Here is a 26536-nt window from a genome sequence, read left to right on the forward strand (position 1 = left end):
CGGACATCCCGTCAGGCGGGCGTCAGGGCCGGGCTCACCGGGCTCAGCGCGCCGGGCAGGTCCATCCGCGCCCGGGCCGCCGTCGTCTCCCGCAGCTTCCGGTGGACCACGACGCCGGCCAGCGTGGCGGCGACCGCCGAGCCCAGCCCGACGGCCCATCCCACGGGCCCGAGGGGGCGGCAGCCGAAGAAGCGGCTCACCCCCGGAACGGTCACGATCAGCCACAGCACGGCGAGGGAGGACAACGCGGCCAGGACCACCACCTTGTCCCGCCCGCCGCCGGCCATGGTCTGGAGGAGCTGCGCCGCCACGAGCGCCACCAGCCCGATCGTGTCGGCGCGCCCCCGAGTCCCGGTGAGGCGGCCGAGGAGCCACGCCGCCGTCGCGGCCGACGCGGTCACCGCCGCCCGCAGGTAGATGTCGCGGGTCAGCGAGGCGCCGAGCGACGCCTCCGGGCCCTCGGCCAGCAGCTTCTCCGGATCGGTGGAGGCCGGTGGCCGTACGGCGACGGCCATGGCGGGCACCATGTCGGTGAGCAGGTTGACCAGCAGCAGCTGGCGGGCGTTCAGCGCGCTGCCGCCCGCGAGGATGCTGGACCCGACGGTGAAGGCGATCTCCCCGATGTTGCCCCCGAGCAGGATGGAGAGCGAGTCGCGCACCGAGCTCCACATGGCCCGGCCCTCGACGATCGCGTCCACGATCGTCTCGATGCGGTCGTCGGTCACCACCAGGTCGGCGGCGCCCCGTGCGGCCGGCGTGGCGCGGGAGCCCAGGGCGATCCCGACGTCGGCCGTGCGGATCGCCGGGGCGTCGTTGGCGCCGTCGCCCGTGACGGCCACGACCTCGCCCGCCCGGCGCAGGCAGGTGACGATCCTGGCCTTGTGGGCGGGGGTCGCCCGCGCGAACACCGCCACGTCGGGCAGCACCTTGGTCAGCGTCTCGTCGTCCAGCTCGTCCAGCTCGGGGCCGGTCATCACCCGCTGGTCGTTCAGCGCGTTGAGCTCGGCCGCGATGGCCTCCGCGGTGCTGGGATGATCTCCGGTGACCATCACGACCCGTACGCCGGCGCGCATCAGCCTGCTCACGCTCTCCGCGGCCGTGGCGCGCACGGGGTCGGCCAGGCCGAGAAAACCGAGGAAGCACAGCTCGTCGATGCGCGACTCGTCGAGGTCGCGGCGGTCGGAGGCCGGGCGCTGCGCGACGGCCAGCACCCGGTAGCCCAGGTGGGCGAGCCGGTCGACCTCGCGCGTCAGCTCCGTGCGGATCGTCTCGTCGCACGGCACCGCCTCGCCGTCCTTGAGCACCGTGGAGCAGTGGGTCAGCACGATCTCGGGGGCGCCCTTCACGCTCAGCAGGTGCCCGTGCTCGGTGCGCCCGAGGACGGCGTGATAGCCCCGCCCCGGCTCGAACGGCATCTCGTCGACCCGCTCCCAGGAGTCCAGGCCCTCCTGCGGGGTGACGTCCAGCCCGAGGGCCCCGTCGAGGACGGCGCGGTCGGTCGGGTGGGCAATGACGCGCCCGCCGCCCGACCGGGGGCTGGCCCGCACGGCCGCGGCGAGGACGCGGCGCAGGTCCTGCGTGGCCGACTCCACGGGCCGTCCGATCCGGCCGTCGGACAGGTGACGCAGGCTGATCCGGCCCTCGGTCAGCGTCCCCGTCTTGTCGAAGCACAGCACGTTGACCCGCCCGAGAGCCTCGATCGTGGAGGGATTGCGCACCAGGGCCGCCCGCTTCGACAGCCGCCGTGCCGCGGCGAGCTCGGCCACCGTCGCCACGAAAGGCAGCCCTTCCGGCACCGCCGCGACGGTCAGACTGACGGCCGGCGTCAGCGCGGAGGCGAGCGGCCGCCCGCGCAGCAGGTCGGTGACGAGCAGGAGGGCGCCGGAGGCGATCGACAGGGGCAGGATCCGCCGGCTCAGCTCGCGCAGGCGCAGCTCGACGCCGGTCGGCGGGCCGGCCTCCCCGGCCAGCCTGCCGCTGCGTCCCGCCTCGGTCATGTCGCCGGTCGCCACGACCACGGCCCGCCCGCTGCCGGCCGCGATCGTCGTGCCCTCGTACACCATCGAGCTGCGGTCGGCGACCGCGGCCGCGACCGTGGGCGAGGCCGTCTTGGTGACGAGCTGCGACTCGCCGGTGAGCGTGGACTCGTCGACCTCCAGCCCGACCGCCTTGAGCACCCGGGCGTCGGCCGGCACGGCGTCCCCCGCGCGCAGCTCGATCACGTCGCCGGGGGCGAGCTGCCCCTTGGTCGCCTCCACGGTGCCGCTGGGGCGGCGCAGCCGTACGAGGACCTCGGTGGACTCGGTGAGGCGGTGCAGCGCACGGTCGGCCTTGAACCGCTGCACGCCGCCGAGGAAGGCGTTGATGACCATGACGCCGCTGATCAGCACCGCGTCGAGGGCCGAGCCCACGAGGGCGGAGATGCCGGCGCCGGCCGCGAGCGCCGGGGTGAGCGGATTGGCCAGCTCCTCCAGGCTTGCGCGGGCCAGCGACGGCGGCTCCTCGGCCTCGTCCGTACGCAGGTCGGCCCGGCGCCTGACCGCCTCGCTCTCGTCGAGCCCCCGGGGAGAGGAGCCGAGCCGGGAGTACACGTCCCTGACCGACATGGCGTGCCAGGGAGTGGTGTCGGCGCGGAGCGGCGTACGCACGCCGCCGGCGCCGCGGCCCATCCACTCGCCGAGCACGAGGGCGGTGAGCGAGACGCCTGCGCTGACGAGCTGAGCCCGCCGCAGCGCGGTCGCCGCCGGTCCCGCGACCGCGAGCAGGCTGCCGACGGCCGCGCTCATCGCGCCGAGCCGCACGCCGTTGCGGCTGGTGGCCGTCGCACGGGGGACGCAGCTCAGGAACAGGTGGACGGCGTGCGGCGGGGCGGCCATGTCGGCGTCCCACGGCACCGGGCCATCGGGGTCCATGACACCGACGCCGATGTCGGCCTGCGCGAGCGCGCGCGCGGCTCCGCGTGAGACGACCACGACGCCGTGCCCCTCGGTCTGGAGCTCGCGCACCGCCGCGGCCAGCTCCCGGCCGCCCGGCAGCGTACGGCCGATGGCGAGCCGCAGGTGGAGCCCGTCGTCGTCACCCGCGAGCATCACGGTGCCCGCCGCCTTGGCCGCCGCGACGATGGGAACGGCCAGGGGATCGATCTCGGGCGCCAGGCCCGCGACCGCCACCGGCATGCCGTCGCGGGTGACCTCGATCGCGTGCAGGCCCCGCTCCCGCCAGCCGGCCGCGTGGGCGGGCAGCCGGCTTTCGAGGTCCGTGAGAGGGCGTACGGCCCAGCCCTCGGCGGTCCGTGCGCCGCCGGGATGGGAGAAGTCGATGAGCGCGTAGAGCCGTGAGTAGAGCTCGCCGGTGTCGAGGCCCTCCACCAGGGGCTCGACCCGGTCGATGATCCACGAGCCGGTGGTGAGTGTGTCGGCGTCGAGGATCACCGTGTCGACGCGGTCCATCCGCCGCAGCGTGTCGGCGTCGAGGACGACCGCGTCGTGCCTGCCCAGGGCCCGGCCGATCGCGCCCGCGAAGGCCTCCCTGCTCACCTCGGCGATCTTCGGGGTGGTGGACACGAGGACGGCGAGGGCCCGCTGGCCCCCGGCGAGGAACCCTGTCGCGGCGTAGCCGGCGACGCTCGCCGGGCTGACGAGGTCGGCGTACCGCTCGATGGGGCCGTGCGGCAGCGGACAGGGGCGGGGCTCGGAGGGAGTCCTGATGTGGTGATAGGCCCCCGGCTGCTCGGCGAGCCGCTCCTCCAGCCGCTCCCAGGCCTGTCGTCCGGCGCGCGCCTCGATGTAGCGGCCCATCGACGCGACGGACTGGACGACCAGCCCGATCGGGCGCAGCGTGAGCGTCGTCGTGATGAGACCGGCGGTGGTGAACAGGGCGCTCGTGGGACGGCGGCCGAGACGGCGGTCGAGCTCCTCCCTGATGGCGGGGGTGGAGTGGGCGAGCTGGAACACGGCGGGGACGATCGCGGGAAGCCGTGGCAGCCGCACCGCCCGGCCGGCGAAGACCAGCCCGACACTGGTGACGCCGGCGGCCAGCCGCACCGTCGCGCGGATGTGGTCCTCGGCCAGGCGGATCGGCGTCTCGTGGGAGTGCTCCTCGGCCTCGTCGAGCTCCTCGGCGACCGCCAGCAGCGCGTCCTGGTCGACCTTGTCCGGATCGCAGGCGACGAAGACGCAGCCCAGGCGGCCGTTCACCTCCGCCCGTTCGACTCCGGGCATCTCACGCAGCCGTGCCTGCAGGTGCTCGACCGCGCCCTCGGTGCCCGGGCGGCCGATGCCGCGCAGGGTGATCCGCAGCCCTCCCGGGCAGGTGGCCAGCTCGCGCGGGCAGGGCACGAATTCCCGCAGCGGGTCGGGGAGAACGCCTCGGAGCAGTGCCGCCGACGTCGTGAGCACATGGGTCAGCAGCATGGGGCGCCGCCGGTCCCTGTGACGGCCTGGAGCGCCGGAAAAGCGGTCATCACCCCTCCTCGCCGGAGCCGAGGGGGGTGTGGCTCGACTGGATCAGGCCCGGGTCCGCTTCCGCGGGCCTGGGCCGGAACGGCCGCGCGGCCGTTCCTCGATACCTCTTCCTCCGTACGGAGCTGCGGAAACACACATATTGGTAATCAACGGCCGCATGCTCGAACGGCCACGCGGGGAATGTCGCGTGGCCGTGCAGGAAGATGGGGGCCGGGCCCGCCGCGGAGAGCCGCGAGCGTCACCCGATGCTGAAGGACGGCCAGGACAACAGGCCGAGGAGCCGTCGAAGCGACGGCGGGACGTTGCGCAGGCGCACCGGACGGCCCAGCGGATCCTCCGACAGAAGGGCGAGGGTGCGAAGGCCGTAGAGGTCGATGAACTGCAGGCCGGCGACGTCGACGACGATCGTGCCGTCGTCGTCCCGCGCGTTCGTGAGGGCGGTGGCGATGGCGTCGCTGTTGGTCAGGTCGATCTGACCGTCGATGCTGATGGAACCGTCACCGGAGGCCTGGATGCTGAGCTGCCGGTCGGCGTAGAGGACGTTCGTGTGTAGTGCGGGCTCGAAGGAGCTGTTCAAGGTCATCATTGGGGCGCGCCGCCTTCCTGTAGAGGGGCGACCACTTCGAGCATCACGGCCCGCACTGACTTATGTCAACCCGGCCGTGAGGCGGCGACCGCTCTGAAACGGCGGGCCGAGCCGCCCGAAGGGCCTCCCGTCAGGAAGTACGCCGCCGGTGTGCGGTCGAGGGGACAGTGACCTATCTCACTATTTCCGCGACCGCAATGGCCGGCATGCGGGGTCGTTCAGTGCGAAGAGACGTACAGGACCTTCCAGGTGCCGCCGTAGAGGCAGACGAGCGACGGCTTGGCGGCCTTGTGCTCGCTGCAGACCTTCAGCTCGACCTCGTAGGTGTGGGGGAAGGAGAAGCTGATGGACTTCGGCGTCGTGACGCCGCAGGTCCGGTAGCTCTTGTGGGTGAACGGCAGGCTCCCGTCCGACTTCCGGTAGGTGACGCGGAACACCGCCCAGCCGCACACCGAGGAGCTCTTGGTGTAGTCACGCACCTTGCCGGTGACCAGCGCGGTGCCCACGACGGGGATCGACGACGTGTTCAGGTTCGTGACCTTGATCGTGCCGGACGCCTTGGCCTTCTTGCCGGGCGCGTAGTAGGGGCCCCAGAGCCGGGTGGCGGACGCCGACGCGCCGGTGACGGACGTGGGCGCCCCCGTGGCCGCCTGTGCCGGGACCGGTGCGGCGGAGACGATGGCGGCGGTGACGGCGAGTCCGGTCAGTCCGGTGAGGATGCGAGCGGGGGTCATCGGGGGGTCCCTTTCGTGCGCTGGTGGAGGGACCAGTGTCGGGCTGACGACTTTCACCCCACTTGACGCGCGCATGCACCGCCGCACGACGCTCAGGGCTTGCGGGCCACCGCGCCGAGGAACGTGTGGTAGGTGATGCCTTGCTCGACGACGTCGTTCGGCTCGGGGCGCCACTCGGGCAGCGGCACGAGACCGGGCTCCAGGATCTCCATGTCGCCGAAGTAGGAAAGAATCTCGTCCCGGGTACGCCACCTTCCGGTCCCGAGGTGCTCGTTGAACATCTTCTCCGCCGCGGACGCCTGCGCGGCCACCTCCGGACGCTCCGGGCCCGGATTGTGGAAGTGGGACACGGCCAGGTAGCTGCCGGGCGCCATCTCCTCGCGAAGGCGGGCGGTGATCGCCTCCGGCTCCTCGTGGTCGTTGAGGTGGTGCAGGATGCCGAACAGCAGGACGCCCACCGGCTCGGAGAAGTCGATGAACTTCCTGACCTCAGGGTGCGCCAGGAGCGAATCCAGCTGCCTGATGTCGGCCTTGATGACCGTGGTCCTGCCGTTCTCGGCGAGCAGCGCCCTGCCGTGGACGAGAACGATGGGGTCGTTGTCGACGTAGACGACCCGCGACTCGGGTGCGGCGTTCTGGGCGATCTGGTGAACGTTGCCCCGGGTGGGCAGGCCGGAGCCGATGTCGAGGAACTGGCGGATCCCCGCCTCGGCGGCGAGGTGGTGAACCACCCGCCTGAGGAACGCCCGGTTGGCGCGCGCGGCGGCCGGAGCGTCGGGGGCGATCGTCAGCCCCATCTCGGCGACCTGCCGGTCGACCGCGAAGTTGTCCTTGCCGTCCAGGTAGTAGTCGTACACCCGGGAGATGCTCGGCTTGGACGTGTCGATGCCGGCGTGCGACGCGACGTCCTCTCCGACGTCCTCTCCAGCGGTGCCGTTGGCGCCTAAGTCGCTGCCGGTCATAGCTCAGCCCCTGCCGCTCGTTAACCCGAATAACACCGCCGATCATGATAAATGCCTTTGTATTCCACTTGAAGGCATTATTTGGTAACCGGCGTGGCGTCGCGCCGAAATGGCCCGGGCGCGCGGTGGGATAAGCCGCGCCGGGCCGGGCGCGCGGGCGGGGGCCCGGGCGGATGCGGGGACGAACGGGACCGCGCGATCGGCGGCCCGCGCGCGGGCGGGGCCGGAGGTGGATCCGGCGGGGTCGCAGCCCTCAGCTGGACGCGGCCGTCGAAGGTGCTTCCGGCCGGAACGGTGTAAGTCCTGTCAGGCCGTGACGCTGACCCCGACGCCACCGCGCGTGGCGGCTCCGAACCGCTCCATCTCCGCGGCGAGGTCGAGCGGCCTGATGTGGACGCGCGCGGCCAGGATCTCCTCGGTGAGCAGGCTCGCCGGCACGAGCCAGGACACCTCGAACTCGATTCCGTCGGGATCCTTGGCGTAGAGCGCCTTGGTGGTGGAGTGGTCGGAGGCGCCCACCAGGGAGCCCATCTCGGTGAGTTTGACCGAGATGCGCTCAAGCTCGGCCAGCGTGTCGACCTCCCACGCCAGGTGGTATAGCCCGACCGTGGAGCGTCCGGCCTCCGACGGTCCTGCTCCGGCCCCGATCGCGAACAGCCCGAGGTCGTGGTCGTTGGCCGAGCCCGACGCCTGCAGGAAGGCCGCGTTCGGATATGCCTGGACGACGCGGAAGCCGAGGGCCTCCTGGTAGAACGCCACACTTCGCGTGACGTCGCGAACATAGAGGACGGCGTGGTTAAGGCGCTGGACCGGCATGGCGACCCCCAAACTTGAACTCTCAAACAATTCTACAGGATGAGGGTTTCCCGGAAACTGTCGGTGCCAGGTCGTACGGTGGCCCGGGGTTCAGATCAGGATGCACGGATCAGGATGCACGGATCAGGATGCACAGGGGGAGCCGAAATGATCAGCGACTGGGCCGCACGTGACCGCGGCCATGACGCCGCACGGGTGCACGAGGACAACCTCATGCTGTTCCGGGCCGTCCATCAGGTTGCCGTCCGCCACGCCGGGGAGCCGTACCACCAGGTGGTCGCGGCCCTGTGGGCCGGGCTGCCCGGCACGCCCCGTCTCGGGCCGGACGAGCTGCGCCGCATCGCCGAGGAGATCAGCCTCGGCCGCGACCCTTCCGGGCTCTGACGCTTTCCGGTGCCGGACGGTCATGTCGTGGCCTGCGCCGCCGAGGACGCGGGCCACGACGGGTCCAGGGCTCTTCAATGGCCGGGGTGCTCAGGGCCGCCAGGCGCTCATGGGGTGAGATGGTGCTCGGGGGCGCCCAGAGGTGCGATGGCGCTCGGGGTTGCGAGGAGCTCGGGGTTGCGAGGAGCTCGGGGTCGTGATGGCGCTCAGTGCTGGAGCGCGGCCGCCGGGTCGGCGATGACTCGCTGGATCACCTGGCCGGCGGCGCCGAGGGCGGCCGCCTCGGTGCCGAGATGCGACACGACCACCGGGGGCACGCCGTCGCGCATCTGGCCCAGGCGGGAGGCGAGCATGTCCGCCACGACGCCGCCGATCCAGGGAAAGAGAGGTGCGTAGATCCCGCCGAGGACGATGGCGTCCGGATCGACCAGGTTGATCGCCGAGCACAGGGCGACGCCGAGCGCCCATCCCGCGCGCTCGCACGCCCTCAGGGCCGCCTCGTCACCCGCCAGGAGCCGGGAGACGATCCACCCGACGCCCTGATCGCCTGGCTCCAGCCGATCGCCGGGGGTTGCGCTCGGCGGCGTGCCCCGCGCCTCGCTCGGCGGCGCACCCGGCGTTTCGCTCGGCAGCGCACCTCGCGCCTGGTTCGGCGGCGCATCCGGCGTTTCGCTCGGCAGTGTGCCCGGTGTTGCGCTCGGCGGCGCACCCGGTGCTTCGGTCGGCAGCGCACCTCGCGCCTGGTTCGGCGGCGCATCCGGCGTTTCGCTCGGCAGTGTGCCCGGTGTTGCGCTCGGCGGCGCACCCGGCGTTTCGCTCGGCGGCGTGCCTGGGGCCCCGGCATGGTGCTGCCGCACGACCGGGCCTCCGGCGGCGGCGAGGAGGGCGTCCTGGCCCGCGTACTGTTCGAGGCATCCCCGCCCGCCGCATCGGCAGGCCGGGCCGTCGGGGGAGACGGCCACGTGCCCGAGCTCCCCGGCGAAGCCACGCGCACCGCGGAACAGCCGCCCCTGGACCACCAGCCCGGCGCCGATGCCGATCTCGCCTGAGACATGCAGGAAGTCGGGCAGCCCGCGGCCGAACCACAGCTCGCCCAGCGCCGCGAGGTTGGCCTCGTTCTCCACCCACATGGGGAACGGCATCGACAGCAGCGACGACACCGGGACGTCACGCCATCCCAGGTTCGGCGCGTTGTGCACGGTGCCGGTCGCGAGGTCGACGGGGCCGGGCACGGCGAGCACCCCGCCGACCACGCGCAGACCCGCTTCCACAGCTTCGTCCACAGCCTGAAGGGCCAGATCCCGTAGTCGCGCGAGCACGTCCACAGGCTGTGCGGAACGGTTGTCCACAGCCTGTGTGCGACGCAGCCGTACCGTACGGGCGAGGTCGACGACGCGCACGGACAGGTAGTCGACGTTGATCTCAAGGCCGACGGCGGCGACATGCTCGCCGCTGATCCGGACCGCGACGCCGGGCCTGCCGCGCTCGCCGTCGCGCACCGCGCCGGCCTCCAGCACGAGCCCGGCTTCGATCAGGTCGGCCACGAGCTTGGACACGGTCGTCTTGGTCAGGCCGGTGATCTCCGCCAGCGCCGCCCGCGTCAGCGCGCCCCGGGCGCCGAGCTCTCCCAGCACGAGCGCCAGATTCCGCGCGCGCATCGCGTCGTGCCGTACGGCCTGCGCCATCACATCCCCCACTGCCCGGCGTTGAGATCGGTGGACACGGCCTCTTGACCTGGCGGCCCACCACGTCGGATATTTAGTCCACAACATAGACTAATTCGGAGGCGACCCATGTACACCCCCACTCCCGAGGACCGTTTCACGTTCGGGCTGTGGACCGTCGGCTGGCAGGCGCGCGACCCGTTCGGTGACGCGACCCGGGCGCCGTTGGACCCGGTCGAGAGCGTTCACCGCCTGGCCGAGCTCGGCGCGTACGGTGTGACCTTCCACGACGACGACCTCCTCGCCGTCGAGTCCGACCGCGCCAAGGCCATCGAGAGCTTCAAGAAGGCGCTGAGCGAGACCGGGCTCAAGGTGCCGATGGCGACCACGAACCTGTTCACCCACCCCGTCTTCAAGGACGGCGGGTTTACCAGCAACGACCGCGACGTGCGGCGTTACGCGCTGCGCAAGGTCATCCGCAACATCGACCTCGCCGCCGAGCTGGGCGCGACGACCTACGTCTGCTGGGGTGGCCGGGAGGGCGCGGAGTCCGACGCCGCGAAGGATGTCCGGGTGGCCCTCGACCGGTACAAGGAGGGCTTCGACCTCCTGTGCCAGTATGTGATCGACAAGGGCTACGACATCCGGTTCGCCGTGGAGCCCAAGCCGAACGAGCCCCGTGGCGACATCCTGCTGCCGACCATCGGCCACGCGCTCGCGTTCATCAACGAGCTGGAGCACCCGGAGATGGTGGGCCTCAACCCCGAGGTCGGCCACGAGCAGATGGCCGGGCTCAACTTCGTCCATGGCATCGCCCAGGCCCTGTGGCACGGCAAGCTGTTCCACCTCGACCTGAACGGCCAGCATGGTCCCAGGTACGACCAGGACCTCATCTTCGGCCACGGTGACCTGAAGAGCGCCTTCTTCCTCGTCGACCTGCTGGAGAACGGCGGCTACGAGGGCCCCCGCCACTTCGACTACAAGCCGCTGCGCACCGACGACAGCGAGGACGTCTGGGCGTCCGCCGCCGCCAACATGCGGACCTACCTCATCCTCAAGGAGAAGTCGAAGGCGTTCCGCGCCGACCCGGAGGTTCAGGAGGCGCAGGCGGCCAGCCGGGTGCCGGACCTCGCCCTGCCGACCGTGGCGGCGGGGGAGAGCGTGGACGACCTGCTCGCCGAGTCGTTCGACCTGGACGCGGCGGCCGAGCGCGGCTTCCACTTCACCCGGCTCAACCAGCTCGCGATCGAGCACCTGCTCGGCGTGCGCGGCTGACACCAGCACGCCGAAAAGACGCCGAGACAAGGAGGAGGGCCGTGACGCTCGTCGCGGGGGTCGACTCGTCGACCCAGAGCTGCAAGGTCGTGATCCGGGACGCGGATACCGGTGCTCTCGTCAGGGAGGGCCGGGCGCCGCATCCGGAGGGCACCGAGGTCCATCCCGATCACTGGTGGACCGCGCTGGAGAGCGCGGTCGAACAGGCCGGCGGGCTGGCCGACGTGGCCGCCGTCAGCGTCGCGGCGCAGCAGCACGGCATGGTCTGCCTCGACGAGGACGGCGAGGTGGTCCGCCCGGCGCTGCTGTGGAACGACACCCGGTCCGCCCGTGCCGCCGAACAGCTCGTCGCGGAGCTCGGCGGCCCGGAGAAGTGGGCCGAGGCGGTCGGCAGCGTCCCGGTGGCCTCGTTCACCGTGACCAAGCTCCGCTGGCTGGCCGAGCACGAGCCCGACGGCGCACGCCGCACCCGCTCGGTCTGCCTTCCGCATGACTGGCTCACCTGGCGCCTGGCGGGGCGGCCGGAGACGATCACCACCGACCGTGGCGACGCCTCCGGCACCGGCTACTGGTCACCCGCGACGGGTGCCTACCGTACGGACCTGCTGGAGCTCGCCCTCGGCGGCCCGGCCGGCCTGCCCCGCGTGCTCGGCCCCACCGAGCAGGCGGGCACGGCGGGCGACGCCCGGCTCGCACCGGGGACGGGCGACAACATGGCGGCCGCGCTGGGCGTCGGCATGCGGCCCGGCGACGTCGTCGTGTCCATCGGCACCTCGGGTACGGCGTTCGCCGTCACCGACAGCCCGTACGGCGACCCGTCCGGCGCGGTGGCGGGGTTCGCGGACGCCACCGGCCGCTACCTCCCGCTCGTCGCCACCCTGAACGCGGCACGGGTGTTGCAGGCGGCGGCCCGCATGCTCGGCGTCGGCCAGGATCGGCTCAGCGAACTGGCGCTGGAGGCTCCTCCGGGGGCCGACGGCCTGGTGCTCGTGCCGTACCTGGAGGGGGAGCGCACTCCCAACCTGCCGGACGCGACGGGCTCGCTGCACGGGCTCAGGCTGGCGACGAGCACGCCCGCGCACCTGGCACGGGCGGCCGTCGAGGGCATGCTGTGCGGCCTGGCCGACGCCCTCGACGCCCTCGGGCTGCGGCCCGAGCGGGTGCTGCTGATCGGCGGGGGAGCGCGGTCGGAGGCGGTGCGCAGGATCGCGCCGGCCGTTTTCGGACGTCCGGTGCTGGTGCCGAGCCCAGGGGAGTACGTCGCGGACGGCGCGGCCCGGCAGGCCGCCTGGCTGCTGTCCGGCGAGTCCGAGCCGCCGGTGTGGGCCATGGGTGACGTGGCCCGTTACGACGCGGAGGTCACCCCCGGTCTCCGCGACCGCTACCACGCCGCCGCCTCCGCCGGCTGACGGCGCATCGGTGGAAACTCCTCGCCCGCCCGGACCGCCCGATCGGGATCGGCCGGGCGGGCGAGGAGGGGCGGGCGAGGAGGGGCCGTGCGGAGCGGCACCCTGATGTGACCCTGAGGGGGGATCGGGGGGATCTACGCGATGTCCCGGATGCCCGGCCGGGGGTGAACGCGGGATCCTCAAGGCATGGTCAAGAAGCTGTTTCCGTTGGTCGCCTGCGGGGGAATCGTGCTCGCGGTCGTCTCGGTCGTCGCGACGCAGGTCAGCGGGAACCCCGGGCTCGACCCGGTGTCCATGACGATCAGCGACTACGCCGCGCGCGACGGCGGGAACACGATCGAGCTGGCGATGGCGGTCCTGGGGGTCGCGTCCCTGGCGCTGCTCGCCGGGATGCGCGCCGCCGGCGCGCCGGTGGACGGGTGGCCGGCCAGGCTGCTTGGAGTGTGGAGCGCCGCGCTGATCGGGGCGGCGATCGTGCCCACGACGGGCGCGGAGCTCGGGTTGACGTGGCAGACCGAGGTGCACCGGATGCTCTCGGTCGCCGCCTTCGTCAGTGTGCCGGCCGCCGTCACGATGCTGGTGGGCCGGTTCGCCGCCGATGAGCGGTGGAAGACGGCGGCCCGCCCGCTGGAGTGGCTCGCGCTGGCGGGAGGGCTGGGGCTGGCCGTCATCACGTACGTGGCGCTGCCCGGCCACGGTGTCATGATCGGCCTCGTCGAGCGGCTGCTGCTCACCGCCGAGGTCGCGGCGCTCGGCGTCCTCGCCGTACGGCTCCTGCAGCTCACCTGGGGACCGGTGCTGCACGACCGGCTCATCGAGTGGCGGACTCGGCGAAACTTCGTAACATATCGTTAACTAGTCGTACATGTCGCAAGCCTCCTGCTAGCCTCGGTGCCCAATCTGTCGGACGGGGGCGTACCGATGAGGTGGCATGGGCTCGACCAGGTCCATCAGGTTCCGGATCTCGACGCTTCTCGTCATCCCGCTCGTCTCGCTCGTGGCCCTGTGGGTCTTCGCCGCGGTGGTGACCACCAGCCCGTCGGCGGGGCTGCTCACGGTGAGCACCCTCTACGAGAAGGTGGGTGACCCCGGCGACCGGCTCGCCGCGGCGCTTGAGCGCGAGCATCTGCTGTCGGCCGAGTTCCTGACGACCCGCTCATCGGGGGCGCACACGCGGCTGGAGGCGCAGCGCCTGCTCGCCGACCGGGAGCGTGCCCGGTTCCGGTCCCTGTCCGGCTCGCAGGAGGCCCGCGACGCGATGACCCCCGCCGTCATGGCCAGGTTCAACGACGTGTCGGCCGCGGTCGACGGACTCGACGACACGCGGGCCGACGTCGACGCGGGCACGGTCGACCTGGTGGCGCTCGGGCAGCGGTTCGCGTGGCTGCCCACCACCCTCCAGCAGCTCATCGACACGATGACGCTCAGCGACGACGTGCCGCTCTACCAGCAGTCCCGCAGCCTGACCATGGTGGGCTTCGCCAGAGACGTGCTCAGCCGCGAGGTCGCGATGGCCGCCGGTGTGCTCGCGGCCCGCCGGACCTTCACCGCGGCCGAGCGGCTGGCGTTCACGCGGCTGGCGGCCACCCGGGAGTACCTCTTCGAGCAGGGCATGGCCGAGCTGGAGCCGTCCCTGCGCGCGCCGTTCGAGCGGCTGCTCGTCAGCGGCCCCTACCGGATGTTCGAGACGATCGAGTCGTGGATCCTCGCGGGCAAGGAGGGCCCCCGGGCGACCCACGCCCTGTTGCGCCAGGTGACCGACGAGCTGACCGCCGATTACCAGGACGCCGTCTCCCAGGGTGGGGTGGCGCTCGCCTCGCGGGCGGAGCCCACGGCGGTGGCCACGTTCGTCCGGGCCGGCGTGGCGGGGTTGCTCGGGCTGCTCGCGGTGGGGCTCACCCTGCTCGTGTCCCTGCGTACGGGGGGCAGGATCGCCCGGGAGCTGAGCGGGCTCCGTACGGCCGCGCGTGAGCTCGCCGAGGTGCGGCTGCCGGCCGTCGTCGAGCGCCTCCGCCAGGGCGAGAAGGTGGATGTGGCCGCCACGGCCCCGGCGCTCGGGCCGCCCGGCCGGACCGCCGAGGTGCGCGAGCTGGCGGCGGCGTTCAGCGCCGTCCAGCGCACCGCGGTCGAGGCGGCCGTGGATCAGGCGCGCATCCGGGAGAGCGCCGGCCAGGCGTTGCGCAATCTCGCCCGGCGCAGCCAGGGCCTCCTGCAACGGCAGCTGCGGCTGCTCGACGCCATGCAGCGGACCGCGGAGGATCCGGCGGCGCTTGAGGGTTTGTTCCGGCTCGACCACATGACCACCCGCATGCGGCGGCACGCCGAGGGCCTCATCGTGCTGTCCGGCGGCTCGGCGGGCCGCATCCGGCGTGAGCCGGTCCCGGTCGCCGACGTCCTGCAGGGCGCGATCGGCGAGGTGGAGGACTACACGCGGGTCCGCCTGCATGAGATGCAGGACGTCGCCGTCCGCGGCGCGGCCGTCGCCGACATCGTGCACCTGTTCGCCGAGCTGATCGAGAACGCCGCCGCCTACTCGCCGCCGACCACCGAGATCTCCGTACGCGGAGAGGCGGCGGCCAGGGGCTTCGCGGTCGAGGTGGAGGATCGCGGGCTGGGCATCCGCCCGGACGACCGTGAGTCGATCAACCGGCGGCTGGCGGGGCCGCCCGAGTTCGACCTCGCGGACACCGACCGGCTGGGCCTGGTCGTCGTCGGCCGCCTCGCGGCCCGGCACGGGGTGCGGGTGGAGCTGCGCTCATCTCCGTACGGCGGGACCACGGCGATCGTGCTGCTGCCGCACGACCTGCTCGACGCGCCCGCCGGAGGCCTCCCGCCGGCGGCGTTCCCGCTGCCGGAAGGAGCGGACGCGTGAGCGAGCGAAGCGAGCGAGCCCAGAGACACGGCGGCGAGCGAGCCCAGGACCACGGCGGCGAGCGTAGCGGGGAAGCCGCGGGATTCGGCGGTGACGGGCGAGGCGACGCGGTGGTGCGTTTTGCCGACGGCGACGCGGTGGTGCGTCCGGGTGACGGCGACGCGGCGGCGCAGGCGGGCGACGGCGACGCGGCGGAGTGGGTCGACGACCTGCCGGTGGTCCGCTCCTACGCCATGACCCGGGGGCGGGCGCGAGCCGGCTCGTCCGCCACCCTGGGCCTGACCAGCGTCGTGGACGCCGTCGCCGTCACCGTCCCGTACGGGACGGATCTGGGGATCGAGCACCGGCGCCTGCTCGGCCTGCTGTCCCAGCCGAAGACGCTGGCCGAGCTGGCGTCGGAGGCCGGGCTGCCCCTCGGCGTGGTCCGCGTGCTCCTCGGCGACCTGCTCGACCACGGACTGGCGCGGGTGCGCCCTCCCGGCGCCTCCTCCCGGATGGAGAGCCTCCTCCAGGAGGTCATCAGCGGCCTGCGGGCCCTGTGACGGAGGGCCCCGCCCCCGTTTCCTATCGCTGGGCGGCCGTCAGCATCTTGAGCGAGTGCTCGACGAGCGTGACGAGCACGACCTTGGCGGAGGCGCGGCGGCGTACGTCACAGAGCAGGACGGGGACCTCCGGGTCGAGGTCGAGCGCGATCCGAACGTCCTCGGCCTCGTGCTGGTCGGCGCCGTCGAAGCAGTTGACGGCGACGATGAACGGCGTCCCCCGCTGCTCGAAGTAGTCGATCGACGGGAAGCAGTCGGTGAGCCGGCGGGTGTCCGCCAGTACCACGGCGCCGAGGGCGCCGTACGACAGCTCGTCCCACATGAACCAGAAACGCTCCTGTCCCGGGGTGCCGAACAGGTACACCACGAGTCCTTCGCGGATGGTGATCCGGCCGAAGTCCATCGCCACGGTGGTGGTGGTCTTCCCCTCCACACCGTCGGTGTCGTCGACGCCGATGCCGCGGTCGGAGAGCACCTCCTCCGTGCGAAGGGGGCGAATCTCGCTGATCGCGCCGACAAGCGTGGTCTTGCCGACGCCGAAGCCGCCGGCCACGAGGATCTTGAGGGCGACCGGCTCCTCAGAGGGCGCGAAGGCCATTGATCACTTCCTTGAGAATGCGCTCGCTTGGCAGCGGCGCCACCTTGCCCGGGTCCCGTACGTCGACGAGCCCGAGGTCGTGCAGATCCCCCAGTAGGACACGGACCACGCCCAGTGGCAGGCCCATCTCTGACGCGATGTCCGCAACGGAGGCGCCCCGGCCCGCGATCTCCAGGATGCGCCGCTGCTCGGGACCGATGCCCGCGTCGCTCCCCGATGGCGCGTCCCTCGGGATCACCATGGAGATGAGGTCGAGCTGGGCGCCGGACGACCGCGTGCGGCCGCCCGTGAGCGCGTACGGCCGGACGACGGGCCCGGCCTCCTCGTCCATCCACTGGGGTTCCGTCATCTGCTCACCCGTTCACGGGGAGACTCGCCGTGGGCTGGTCGAGATGTGCTGGCCCACCCGCTTGACCAGCATGGCCATCTCGTACGCGATGTGCCCCACGTCGGCGTCGGAGGCGGCCAGGACGGCGAGGCAGGTGCCCTGCCCGGCCGCCGTCACGAAGAGGAACGCGGCCTCCATCTCGACGATGGTCTGGCGCACCTCCCCACCGCCGAAGTGGCGTCCGGCGCCGCGCGCGAGGCTCTGGAAGCCTGCGGCGACCGCGGACAGGTGCTCCGCGTCCTCCCGGCTCAGCCCTTGCGAGGCGCCTACGACGAGGCCGTCCGTGGAGAGGATCACCGCCTGGCGGACGGCGGCGACCCTGCTGATCAGATCGTCGAGCAGCCAGTTGAGTTCGCCGGTCGGCGTCGCTTTGCCGGTCATTCCTCACCCTTCTCACCGTGCGTGTTGTGTACGTGGTCGCTTGGCGCGCCGGACTCCGGCTGCTCGGCGTCCTCCCGGCCGCGCCGTGCCCCGCGCTGGAAGGCGGAGAACGTCGCCCTGGCCTCCTCCGGCGACCGCTCGTCGTGGACGGGGTCGGCCACCGCCGCCGCCTGCGGCTGCTGTCCTCCACGCAGCTGCGGGGCGATGTTGGCCTGGCGGACTCTGCGCGGCAGGCCGGCGTGGGTGCCGCTGGAGCGCGACGGCTTGGGCCGGGGGACGGCGGGGGAGCGCGGAAGGTCGTCCGTCCCCGCCATGGCGGTGGACACCGGCTCCCCGGCCACCGCAGGCTGCCCCGGCACCGCCGGCGCCATGCTCGCGGGCGGCAGGTCGTCGCGGGCGGCGGACGGCACGGCCTCGGTGCGGAGGGAGGCAGGAGTGAAGAAGGGGGACGACTCGGCCACCGTCCCGTCGCCGTCGGCGGAGTCGCCGGAGTCGTCGGCGAGGTCACGGCCGGCAGTGTCGCGGTCGGCAGTGTCGCGGTCGGTGGCGTCGCGCCGCTCGGTGAGCCGGCGGCGGCTGGGGAGCCCCGAGCCGGTGACGGGGCCGTCGATCCGGCCGTTGAGTGGGCCGTCGAGCGGGCCGTCGAGCGGGTCGTCGGAGGTGTCGGTGAGGCCGTTGACCACGGCGCGCGGCCGGGCTGAGCCGTTCGTCGTGGAGCCGGTCGTCGGCCCCGAAATTCCCCCCAGGCCCACCGGCACGGGCCTGTCCGGCCCGGGACCGGCAGGCTCAGCCTCAGAAGGCGCGGAGGCGTCGTGCGCGGCGGAGGTGAGGGCCCGCTTGGCGTGGGCGCCCCCCGACACGCGTGTCGCCGACCCGCTGATCGGGGCGGGGGATCCGTCGTCGGCCACCAGGGAGCGGGGGACGAGCACGATCGCGGTCGTCCCGCCGTACGGCGAGTTGCGCAGGATGACGCGGATGTCGTGGCGCTCCGCGAGCCGACCGACCACGAAGAGCCCGAGCCGGTCGCTGTCGGCCAGGTCGAACTCGGGCGGGCTGGCCAGCCGCGCGTTGATCTCGGTGTACTCCTCCGGGGTCAGCCCGAGCCCCCGGTCCTCGATCTCCACCACCACGCCGTTGGCGACGACCTCCCCGCGCACCTGCACCTTCGTCTGCGGCGGCGAGAAGATCGTGGCGTTCTCCAGCAGCTCGGCGATCAGGTGCACGATGTCGGCCACCGTGGCCCCGGCGATGGACGCGTTGGGCATCGGCGTCAGCGAGATTCGGGTGTAGTCCTCGACCTCGGCGACGGCGGCTCGCACGACGTCGATCAGCGGCACGGGCTTGCGCCAGGCTCGCCCGGGCGTGGCCCCCGACAAGATGATCAGGCCTTCTGCGTGGCGGCGCATCCGGGTGGTGAGGTGGTCGAGCCGGAACAGGTCGTCCAGGCTCTCCGGGTCGTCGGCGCGGCGCTGCATGTCGTCGAGCAGCGTGAGCTGGCGGTGCAGCAGGGTCTGCTTGCGCCGCGCCAGGTTCAAGAAGACCTGGTTGACGCCACGGCGCAGGTTGGCCTGCCCCACGGCGGCCTCGACGGCCGTGCGCTGCACCGAGCTGAAGGCCTGGGCGACGTCCTCGACCTCGGCGGAGCCGCCGGCCCGGATCGGCGGCGCCTCGGTCTCGACGTCCACCTCCTCGCCGCGGCGCAGCGCGTCCACCACCTGCGGCAGCCGTACGTCGGCGAGGTCCAGGGCGGCATCGCGCAGGCCCGCGAGGTCGCGGGCGAGGCGGCGGCCGAAGCGGACGGAGAAGATGATCGTGGTGAGGATCACCACGAGACCGAGGCCGCCCGCGATCGCGATGCGCGCGATGATCCCGCTCGCCACGGAGGTGGCGTCGGCGGTGAGCGCGTCGGACGACTTCACCCGTGCCGCGTCGAGCCGCATGACGAGGGCGTCGACGGTGGGCGCCCACTTGTCGCTGTCGGAGGGCAGCGCGCCGCCGGCGCGCACCTGGTCCACGATCCGGTCCTCGATCCCGGCGAACCGGTCGAACAGCGGGGAGGCGAGCACCTGCTCGTACGGCTCACGCCTGCCGCCGGTGAGGACCGGGCGGTTCTTGCTGTAGAGGAACCGGCGGGTCGCGACCCACTCGCTGAACGCGTTCTGCTCGCCCTGCGACATGTGGCCGCTGGCGATCGCGCCGCGGACCAGGGCGTCCTCGCGGGCGATCATCTCGTGGGCGTTGCCCATCCCCTGCATGGCGCTGGCCTGCTGGAAGACGGCCAGATCGGGGACCGAGACGAGTCTTTCGTACAGCGCGAACAGCTCGTCCATGAGGCCGTTGTAGGCCTTGATCGCCTGCAGCCTGTCGAACTTGCCGAGCGTGATCGACTCACGGATCGACGGCAGGCGGTCGAGCGAGGTGAGCAGGGAGTCGAGGGGCGTGGCGACGGCCTCGCCGAGCGAGGCGCGGGCCGACTCGTCGCCGGCGTTCTTCTTGAACATGTCGACGGCGGCGCTGGTCTTGGCCTGCTGGGCGGTGAGGGCCGACGAGCCACGCTGGCCCGAGCTGAGCAGCCCCGCGGTGATGGCGCGTTCCGCCTGGATCTGGAGACCGAGGTCCGTCGAGGGGACGCCGATGGTGTCGTACACGCTCTTCGCGCGCAGGAGCACCAGGCCGTCGCCGACGGTCAGTTTAAGGACAAACCCCCACATAGCACTCAACATGAGCAGTGGTAGGAGCAGCAGCAAGAAGATCTTGAACCGAATCGACCGGTTTTTCGAACCCATGGCCACTCCTGCAGTGCTGGAGGCTCGCGCCGCATTTATGGGGAAATGCACCTCCGGAAGATCGCACAGAAGGCTAGCACCGATACAGTCCTGGCGCAGTGGAGGAAATGATGATTACTGTGATCACTGGGGCGAGTGCCGGAATCGGTGCAGGCTCCGCCCTTGTTCTCGCCGGGCAAGGGCACGAACTCGTCCTCGTGGGACGGAGCCCCGGCAAGCTGGACGCCGTCGCCGATCGCGTCGCCGAGGCCTCCGGACGGCGCCCCGCGACCCTCGCCGCCGATTTCGCCTCCCTCGACCAGGTCCGCCGGCTGGCGGCCGACCTGCTCGCCCGCTACGAGCGCATCGACGTCCTGGTCAACAACGCGGGCCTCATGACGACCGAGCGCTCCACCACGGTGGACGGCAACGAGCTGATCATGCAGGTCAACCACCTGGCGCCGTTCCTGCTGACGAACCTGCTGCTCGACCGCCTCAAGGCGTCCTCGGCCCGGGTGGTCACGACCTCGTCCCGTGCGGGGAAGACGGGCCGCCTCGACCCCGCCGACCTGTCCAGGCAGCGGCGCCGCTGGAGCGGATGGCTGCAGTACGGCGACTCCAAGCAGGCCAACGCCCTGTTCACGGTCTCGCTGGCGGAGCGCGGCCTTGCCGCCACCTGCCTGCACCCCGGCGTTCTGCGAACCGATTTCGCCGCCGGCACCCTCTTCATGAAGCTCGCGTCGTGGACGCCGGGGATGAGCGAGCCGATGGAGGCGGGGGCGGCGAGGATCGCCCACCTGGCCACCCACTCCGACGGCGTGACGCACTCCGGCCGCTTCTTCTCCAAGAACGCGCCCGCACGGGTGCCCGCGAGATTGGCCGATCCGGTCCTCGCCGAGGAGCTGTGGCAGGCGAGCCTCGCCGCGACGGGCCTCAAGGAGTGAAGTCGTCTTCCGATATGTATCGCGTAATGATATATATCGAATCATGGCGTTGCGTGAGCAGAGCTATCTGATCCTTCTCGCCCTGGCTGAGGGGCCTCTCCACGGCTACGGCGTCATCAAGGCCGTACGGGAGCTGTCGGAGGATCGCGTCCGCCTCGGCCCCGGAACCCTCTACGGAGCCCTCGACCGCCTGTCCGCCGAAGGGCTGGTCGGGGTGGTCAAGGAGGAGGTCGTCGACGGCCGCCACCGCCGCTACTACGAGCTCACGGGTGCGGGCGGCGAGGTCGTCACCGAGGAGACCGTCCGCCTGGCCCGTCTGGCCGCCGGCGCCCAGCGGCGGCTCGGTCTGCGTCCCCAGCCCGGAATGTGAGTGTGATCGCCGAGATGAGCCCCGCGAGAGGAGAGGGCCGCGCCCGGCCGCGTGGGAGTGCCGGCGCGGACGCCGAGACGCGTTACGCGCGTGCCGCCCGGCGGCTCATGCTCGCCTACCCTCCCCGCTACCGCGAGTATCGCGGCGACGAGCTGCTCGCGACGCTGCTGGATCTCGCGGAGCCCGGACAGACCCGGCCGCCCCTCCGTGACTGCCTGGACGTCGTACGCGGCGGCCTCGCCCTGCGCCTGCGCGAGCATCCGAGGCCGGGCCCGTGGCTGCGCTATCGCGTGCTGAACCAGCGCCTGCCGTACGAGTACCGCTGGTGGGCGCGTGACCGTCTCCTCGCCAAGCGCCCTCGGGCGCGTTTCACTGTGATGTTCGTGTTGTGGTGGGGCCCCTGGATGGCCCTGCTGCTGCCGGCCGAGGGGCCGGTCAGGTGGACGCTGAGCGTCGGCGTGATGGCCGTCTGCTACGTGGTCGGCTGGGTGACGAACCGGCGGCGCAGGATCCGGATGCTCGCCATGCACGAGTTCGACCGGAACGGTCTTCCCTTCCCGGTGGCGCCGCCCGCGCCGCTCCCGCCCCCGGCCCGTCCGCGACCGCTGGGTGACGAGGCATAAGTTCGAGGAAAGTTCGCCCGCCGTTGCCCGATCTTCCCAGCCCCGCGGCGTAAGGTCCCGCTGCGTGAGCGCGACCGCCCCCGCCCCCCCGTCACGCACGGCTGCCACTCGTGATCCGCTGCTGGACAACGCGAAGTTCCTGGCCATCATCCTCGTGGTGTCCGGGCACCTCGTCGAGGACCTCAGGGACGTTCCGGCGGCGCACGCCCTCTACTTCTTCGTCTACCTGTTCCATATGCCGCTGTTCATCGTTGTCAGTGGCTATTTGTCCAGGAATTTCACATTTTCTGCGGGCAAGGCGAGGAAGCTCATCAGCGGCCTCGCGGTGCCGTACGTCATCTTCGAAGTGGCCTATTCGCTGCCCCGTTACTTCCTGTACGGCAAGCTCGACATCAGCCTCATGGACCCGTACTACCTGACGTGGTTCCTCATGTCGCTGTTCCTGTGGCGGCTGTCCACTCCCGTGTGGCAGCAGCTGCGCTGGCCCCTGATGATCGCGGTGGCGCTGTCGCTGCTGTCGGGGACGAGCGCGCTGCCCGACGAGCTGTCGATGAACCGCACCTTCGGGCTGCTGCCGTTCTACGTGCTCGGCCTGATGCTGACGCCCGCCCACCTCGACCTGCTCAGGCGCCGCTGGGCGACGGTGGCCGGGTGGGTCGTCCTCGCGGCGGGGCTCGCCGGGGCCTTCGCCCTCCATCGGGTCGTGCCGACGGAGTGGATCCGCTGGCGGCACGCCAACCTGCAGATCGGGGTGGACGATCTGACCGGCACGGCGATCAGGGTCGCCCTGCTGGCGGCCGGCGGCCTGCTGGTCATGGCGTTCCTCGCGGTCACGCCCACCCGCCGGATGTGGTTCTCCGGGCTCGGCGCGGCCACCATGTACGCCTACCTTCTGCACGGCTTCGTCGTGAAGGTGACAGAACGGTTCCCCCACCAGCTCGTCAATCCCGCCGGCGTGGCCGCGATGATCGCCCTCGGTGTCGTCGTGGCCACGGTGCTGTGCACGCCGCCGGTCCGGCGGCTGTTCAAGTGGGCGGTCGAGCCCGACATCTCGTGGGCGTTCACGAAGCTGCGCAGGCCTGAGGCGCGGGTGACCACGCGGGTGGTCAAGCGACGGCGCGGGCGCCACGCGGGGTCCGCGGAGCCTGAGCGCCCGGCCGCGCCCGCGATCACTTCTGAGCGCTCCTCGGCCCACATCTGACGCATTTCCGGAACGTTCTGCATATCAGGCCCGTTGTCGGAATGAAGTTAAGCGCGCGGCCGATGAAGGGCGGGGTGACGGGCGGCTTTCGCACCCTGTCCCGAATCGGTGATACGGGGTAGCGTGCGCATTCGCGGTGATGTGAAACGACGGGGTGGCGCGGGTGATCGGCAGGCAGGGCAGGGTCACGGGGAAGATCGGACCAGGTCTCGTCGGTGAGGTCATGATCCCCATCCGTGGGGGCGTGGAGGCGTTCTACGCCTATCCGAGCGTGCCCGATGAGGAGATCCCGGTGGGGTCGATCATCGTCGTCGTCGAGCACTCACCGCCGCGCACGGTGTACGTCGTCCGCGCCGTCGTCTGACTCGCTCCGACCCCTCTCCCCGGGATCCACGCGGAAACCCAAGCGGAAATCCAAGCGGAAATCCAAGCGGAACGCCGGGATCCCCATTCCCCCCGATGCGGAGGCCCGCATGTCAACGGAGTTCTTGGTCCTGGGCGGCGCGATCGTCGTCGCCTTGGTCGTCGTCATCCTGCTGTTCAAGGCGGTGTGGCGGGTGGCCGAGCCCAATGAGGCGCTCATCATCTCGGGCCTTGGTGCCCACACGAAGACGGAGCTGGCCGACAGCCTCGGCTTCAAGATCGTGACGGGCAAGGGGACCGCCGTCCTGCCCGGGTTCCAGACGGCGCGCAGGCTCCGGCTCGACAGCCGCGCGGCCAACCTGCAGGTCTCCTGCGTGACGCAGCAGGGCATCCCGGTCCAAGTGCGCGGCGTCGTGATCTACAAGGTGGGCGACGACTTCGCGAGCATCGCGAACGCCGCGCGCCGCTTCCTCGACCAGCAGGACTCGATGAACGGCGCCATCCACGAGCTGTTCACCGGCCACCTGCGCTCGATCATCGGCAACCTGACCGTCGAGGACCTCATCCTCAACCGCGAGCGGCTGACCAGCGAGACGCGCAGCTCGGCCGCCGACGAGATGAGTAAGCTCGGCCTGGTCGTCGACTCGCTGCAGATCCAGGAGATCGACGACGAGACCGGCTACATCACGAACCTGGGCAAGCCCCACGCGGCCAGGATCGCCGCATCCGCGCGCATCGCCGAGGCGCAGCGCGACCAGGAGGCGACCGAGGCCGAGCAGATCGCCGCGGCGAACAAGGCGTCGGCGTTGCGCGACTCCCAGATCAAGCAGGCCTCCTACCAGGCCGAGATCGACGAGGCGCAGGCCCGCTCCCGCCAGGCCGGCCCGCTGTCGGACGCCTCGGCCCGCCAGGAGGTCGTCGTCCAGGAGACCCGGGCGGCCGAGCTGGAGGCGCAGCTCGCCGAGCAGCGGCTGCAGTCCCAGGTGCGCAAGCCGGCCGACGCCAAGGCGTACGAGACCGTGACGCTCTCCCAGGCCGATCGCGACGCCCGCATCGCCCAGGCCGAGGCCGAGGCCCGGGAGACCGAGCTGCGCGCCGTGGCTCAGGCGTCGCAGGTCAAGCAGGCGGCCGCGGCCGAGGCCGAGTCCGTACGGCTGCGCGGTGAGGCGGCCGCCGCGGCGGCGAAGGCGACCGGTGTCGGCGAGGCGGAGGCCGCCAGGGCGCGCGGCATGGCGGAGGCCGACGCCGCGAGGGCGCGCGGTCTGGCCGAGGCGGAGGCCGCCAAGGCCAAGGGCCTGGCCGAGGCGGACGCGATCCGGGCCCGCTCGGAGGCGCTGGCAGAGAACCAGGAGGCCGTCATCGCCCAGCAGCTCGCGGAGAGCTGGCCGCAGATCGTGGAGGCCGGCGCGAAGGCGTTCGGCAACGTTGACCACATGGTGGTCCTCAACGGCGCCCAGGGCATCGAGGAGATGCTCGCCAAGGCGCTGACGCTCGGCGGCACCGGCCTCGGTCTCGCCCGCACGCTGCTCGCCGGGGCCAACGGCGTCCAGCAGACGGGCGTCAACGGCTCCGAGCCCCCGGCCAAGAGCCTCACCGACAACTGACACCCCGCGTACGGCCCGCGCAGCCCGCGCGGGCCATGCGCGCGCCCCGGATGAGTCAGGCCGGGGCGCGTCAGTCGAAGGACAGCTCCTTCGTACGCCGGGGCATGAGCAGCAGCGTGCCGACGCTGAGGACGGCCACGACGACGAGCACGAGGAACACGTTGTGCACGGCGTCGTAGAGGGCCGTGCGGACGAAGGCGGCCACGGCCGGCTGGACCGGCGCGTGCGCGTCCAGCACGGTGTCCGTGGCGTCCACGCTCGCGGGCAGCCGGCCGGCGACCGAGGCGGGTGGCCGGGCGAACCGGTCGGACAGCGTGGCGTTGGCGACGGCCCCCAGGACCGCCGCGCCGACCGCGCTGCCGATGGAGCGGCAGAACATGTTGGTCCCGGTGACGACGCCCCGGCGCTCCCAGCCGACCACGGACTGGACGGCGACCGTGGTGGGGCTGGCCGTCAGGCCCAGGCCGGCGCCGACGACGAAGCAGGCCCCGGCGACCTGCCAGAGGGCGGCGCCGCGGCCCAGCAGGGCGCACAGCACCGTGCCAACGACCACGACGACCGAACCGATCACCGCGGTGTCGCGGAAGCCGAGGCGCATGTAGACGCGTCCCGACAGCGTCGCGGAGATCGGCCAGCCGACCGTCATCGCGGCCAGGACGAACCCGGCGACCAGCGCGCCGGTGCCGAGCACCCCCTCGGCGTACGTCGGCACATAGGAGGTGAGGCCGATCAGCAGCGCGCCGATGCCCAGCCCGGTGAGGTTGCCTCCGATGAGCGTCCGGCGGCTGAAGATCCACAGCGGGAGGATCGGCTCGGCCGCCCGGCGCTCGACGAGCACGAAGGCGGCGACCAGGACGGCCCCCGCCGCGAAGATCAGGAGGCTGGGGGCCGACGTCCAGCCCCACGCCACCCCGCCCTCCAGCAGGCCGAGGATGACCAGGGACGACCCGGCTGTGAGCAGCCCGGCGCCGAGGTAGTCGATCGTGTGCGTGCCCCGCTCCACCCGCTCCTTGAACCGCCGGGCGAGCATCCACGCGGCCACGCCGCCGAGCGGCAGGTTGACGAAGAAGATCCAGCGCCAGGACGCGTACTCGGAGAAGACCCCGCCGAGGGTCGGCCCGATGACGGAGGCGACGCCCCAGACGCTCGCGATGTAGCCCTGGACGCGGGCCCGCTCCTCCACCGAGTAGAGATCGCCGACCATCGTCATGCTCATCGGCTGCACGGCTCCGGCGCCGATCCCCTGGAGGGCGCGGAAGGCGATCAGCGACCCCATGCTCCAGGCGGCGCCGCACAGCACGGACCCGATGAGGAAGACGGCGATGCCGAAGAACATGACCGGCTTGCGGCCGAAGACGTCGGCGAGCTTGCCGTAGATGGGGACGGCGACCGCCTGCGTGAGCAGGTAGATCGAGAACAGCCACGGGAACTGGGAGAAGCCCCCGAGGTCGCCGACGACCGACGGGACGGCCGTCGCGATGATCGTGCTGTCGAGCGCCACCAGGCCCGTGCAGAGCATGATGGCGGCGAGCACGGGACCGCGCTCCGACCTCAGACCGACGCCCGTCCCTGCCGCCGTCGTGGTCATGCGC

The 26536-nt window shown here is 72.1% G+C and carries 23 protein-coding genes; 12 read left to right on the forward strand and 11 right to left on the reverse strand.

Annotated elements, in window-relative coordinates:
• Window positions 1-11: 11 nt before the first annotated feature.
• The 5 genes from AB0B72_RS02995 to AB0B72_RS03015 form a co-directional block, all read right to left on the reverse strand.
• Complete coding sequence (locus tag AB0B72_RS02995) at window positions 12-4412, reverse strand: HAD-IC family P-type ATPase (protein ID WP_367736596.1); 4401 nt, start codon at window positions 4410-4412, stop codon at window positions 12-14.
• A 289-nt stretch (window positions 4413-4701) separates the two neighbouring features.
• Window positions 4702-5049, reverse strand: a complete 348-nt coding sequence (locus AB0B72_RS03000) for an STAS domain-containing protein (protein ID WP_367736597.1) — start codon at window positions 5047-5049, stop codon at window positions 4702-4704.
• A 218-nt stretch (window positions 5050-5267) separates the two neighbouring features.
• A complete protein-coding gene (locus tag AB0B72_RS03005) occupies window positions 5268-5783 on the reverse strand; it encodes a hypothetical protein (RefSeq protein WP_367736598.1) in 516 nt (171 codons plus the stop codon).
• Window positions 5784-5875: 92 nt separating this feature from the next.
• On the reverse strand, window positions 5876-6745 hold the full coding sequence (locus tag AB0B72_RS03010) for an SAM-dependent methyltransferase (RefSeq protein ID WP_367736599.1): 870 nt from the start codon (window positions 6743-6745) through the stop codon (window positions 5876-5878).
• A gap of 306 nt (window positions 6746-7051) precedes the next feature.
• On the reverse strand, window positions 7052-7561 hold the full coding sequence (locus AB0B72_RS03015) for a VOC family protein (protein WP_367736600.1): 510 nt from the start codon (window positions 7559-7561) through the stop codon (window positions 7052-7054).
• A 147-nt stretch (window positions 7562-7708) separates the two neighbouring features.
• Here AB0B72_RS03015 and AB0B72_RS03020 point away from each other — a divergent pair, with 147 nt between their 5' ends.
• Window positions 7709-7945: a hypothetical protein gene (locus AB0B72_RS03020; protein WP_367736601.1), complete on the forward strand. Its 237-nt coding sequence runs from the start codon at window positions 7709-7711 to the stop codon at window positions 7943-7945.
• 206 nt (window positions 7946-8151) lie between these two features.
• Here AB0B72_RS03020 and AB0B72_RS03025 read toward each other — a convergent pair whose 3' ends face one another.
• Window positions 8152-9642, reverse strand: coding sequence for an ROK family protein (locus AB0B72_RS03025; protein ID WP_367736602.1), 1491 nt, complete (start codon window positions 9640-9642; stop codon window positions 8152-8154).
• Window positions 9643-9738: 96 nt separating this feature from the next.
• Between AB0B72_RS03025 and xylA the strand changes: the two genes are divergently transcribed.
• From xylA to AB0B72_RS03050, 5 genes are all read left to right on the forward strand, one after another.
• Window positions 9739-10884 carry a xylose isomerase gene (xylA, locus tag AB0B72_RS03030; RefSeq protein WP_367736603.1) on the forward strand — a complete coding sequence of 382 codons (1146 nt, stop codon included), beginning with the start codon at window positions 9739-9741 and terminating at the stop codon, window positions 10882-10884.
• A 41-nt stretch (window positions 10885-10925) separates the two neighbouring features.
• On the forward strand, window positions 10926-12293 hold the full coding sequence (gene xylB, locus AB0B72_RS03035; protein WP_367736604.1) for a xylulokinase: 1368 nt from the start codon (window positions 10926-10928) through the stop codon (window positions 12291-12293).
• A 186-nt stretch (window positions 12294-12479) separates the two neighbouring features.
• On the forward strand, window positions 12480-13148 hold the full coding sequence (locus tag AB0B72_RS03040; protein WP_367736605.1) for a DUF998 domain-containing protein: 669 nt from the start codon (window positions 12480-12482) through the stop codon (window positions 13146-13148).
• Between the two features lie 76 nt (window positions 13149-13224).
• Window positions 13225-15165 carry a nitrate- and nitrite sensing domain-containing protein gene (locus AB0B72_RS03045; RefSeq protein ID WP_367736606.1) on the forward strand — a complete coding sequence of 647 codons (1941 nt, stop codon included), beginning with the start codon at window positions 13225-13227 and terminating at the stop codon, window positions 15163-15165.
• Window positions 15162-15707, forward strand: coding sequence for a DUF742 domain-containing protein (locus tag AB0B72_RS03050; RefSeq protein ID WP_367736607.1), 546 nt, complete (start codon window positions 15162-15164; stop codon window positions 15705-15707). Before AB0B72_RS03045 ends, AB0B72_RS03050 begins: the two co-directional genes overlap by 4 nt.
• A 22-nt stretch (window positions 15708-15729) precedes the next feature.
• Here the strand turns inward: AB0B72_RS03050 and AB0B72_RS03055 are convergent, their stop codons facing one another.
• Genes AB0B72_RS03055 through AB0B72_RS03070 form a run of 4 tightly spaced genes read right to left on the reverse strand, consistent with a single transcriptional unit; the run spans window position 15730 to window position 19785 of the window.
• Window positions 15730-16305 (reverse strand): ATP/GTP-binding protein, encoded by a 576-nt coding sequence (locus AB0B72_RS03055; RefSeq protein ID WP_367736608.1) that lies wholly within the window; start codon window positions 16303-16305, stop codon window positions 15730-15732.
• A complete protein-coding gene (locus tag AB0B72_RS03060; protein WP_367736609.1) occupies window positions 16286-16654 on the reverse strand; it encodes a DUF742 domain-containing protein in 369 nt (122 codons plus the stop codon). The genes AB0B72_RS03055 and AB0B72_RS03060 overlap by 20 nt, the downstream gene beginning before the upstream one ends.
• A 12-nt stretch (window positions 16655-16666) precedes the next feature.
• Window positions 16667-17074, reverse strand: a complete 408-nt coding sequence (locus AB0B72_RS03065) for a roadblock/LC7 domain-containing protein (protein ID WP_367736610.1) — start codon at window positions 17072-17074, stop codon at window positions 16667-16669.
• Complete coding sequence (locus AB0B72_RS03070; protein ID WP_367736611.1) at window positions 17071-19785, reverse strand: nitrate- and nitrite sensing domain-containing protein; 2715 nt, start codon at window positions 19783-19785, stop codon at window positions 17071-17073. Before AB0B72_RS03070 ends, AB0B72_RS03065 begins: the two co-directional genes overlap by 4 nt.
• A gap of 185 nt (window positions 19786-19970) precedes the next feature.
• Between AB0B72_RS03070 and AB0B72_RS03075 the strand changes: the two genes are divergently transcribed.
• The 6 genes from AB0B72_RS03075 (at window position 19971) to AB0B72_RS03100 (ending at window position 24944) form a co-directional block, all read left to right on the forward strand.
• Window positions 19971-20783 (forward strand): SDR family NAD(P)-dependent oxidoreductase, encoded by an 813-nt coding sequence (locus AB0B72_RS03075; RefSeq protein WP_367736840.1) that lies wholly within the window; start codon window positions 19971-19973, stop codon window positions 20781-20783.
• A 43-nt stretch (window positions 20784-20826) separates the two neighbouring features.
• Complete coding sequence (locus AB0B72_RS03080; protein WP_367736612.1) at window positions 20827-21153, forward strand: PadR family transcriptional regulator; 327 nt, start codon at window positions 20827-20829, stop codon at window positions 21151-21153.
• A 14-nt stretch (window positions 21154-21167) separates the two neighbouring features.
• Window positions 21168-21776, forward strand: a complete 609-nt coding sequence (locus AB0B72_RS03085; RefSeq protein WP_367736613.1) for a hypothetical protein — start codon at window positions 21168-21170, stop codon at window positions 21774-21776.
• A 64-nt stretch (window positions 21777-21840) separates the two neighbouring features.
• A complete protein-coding gene (locus tag AB0B72_RS03090; protein WP_367736614.1) occupies window positions 21841-22977 on the forward strand; it encodes an acyltransferase family protein in 1137 nt (378 codons plus the stop codon).
• 163 nt (window positions 22978-23140) lie between these two features.
• Window positions 23141-23341 carry a hypothetical protein gene (locus AB0B72_RS03095; protein WP_367736615.1) on the forward strand — a complete coding sequence of 67 codons (201 nt, stop codon included), beginning with the start codon at window positions 23141-23143 and terminating at the stop codon, window positions 23339-23341.
• 109 nt (window positions 23342-23450) lie between these two features.
• Window positions 23451-24944 (forward strand): SPFH domain-containing protein, encoded by a 1494-nt coding sequence (locus AB0B72_RS03100; protein WP_367736616.1) that lies wholly within the window; start codon window positions 23451-23453, stop codon window positions 24942-24944.
• Between the two features lie 70 nt (window positions 24945-25014).
• Here AB0B72_RS03100 and AB0B72_RS03105 read toward each other — a convergent pair whose 3' ends face one another.
• Window positions 25015-26532, reverse strand: a complete 1518-nt coding sequence (locus tag AB0B72_RS03105; RefSeq protein ID WP_367736617.1) for an MDR family MFS transporter — start codon at window positions 26530-26532, stop codon at window positions 25015-25017.
• Between the last annotated feature and the right edge of the window lie 4 nt (window positions 26533-26536).

Origin of the sequence: Microbispora sp. NPDC049125, assembly GCF_040802045.1 — a bacterium.
GTDB lineage: Bacteria > Actinomycetota > Actinomycetes > Streptosporangiales > Streptosporangiaceae > Microbispora.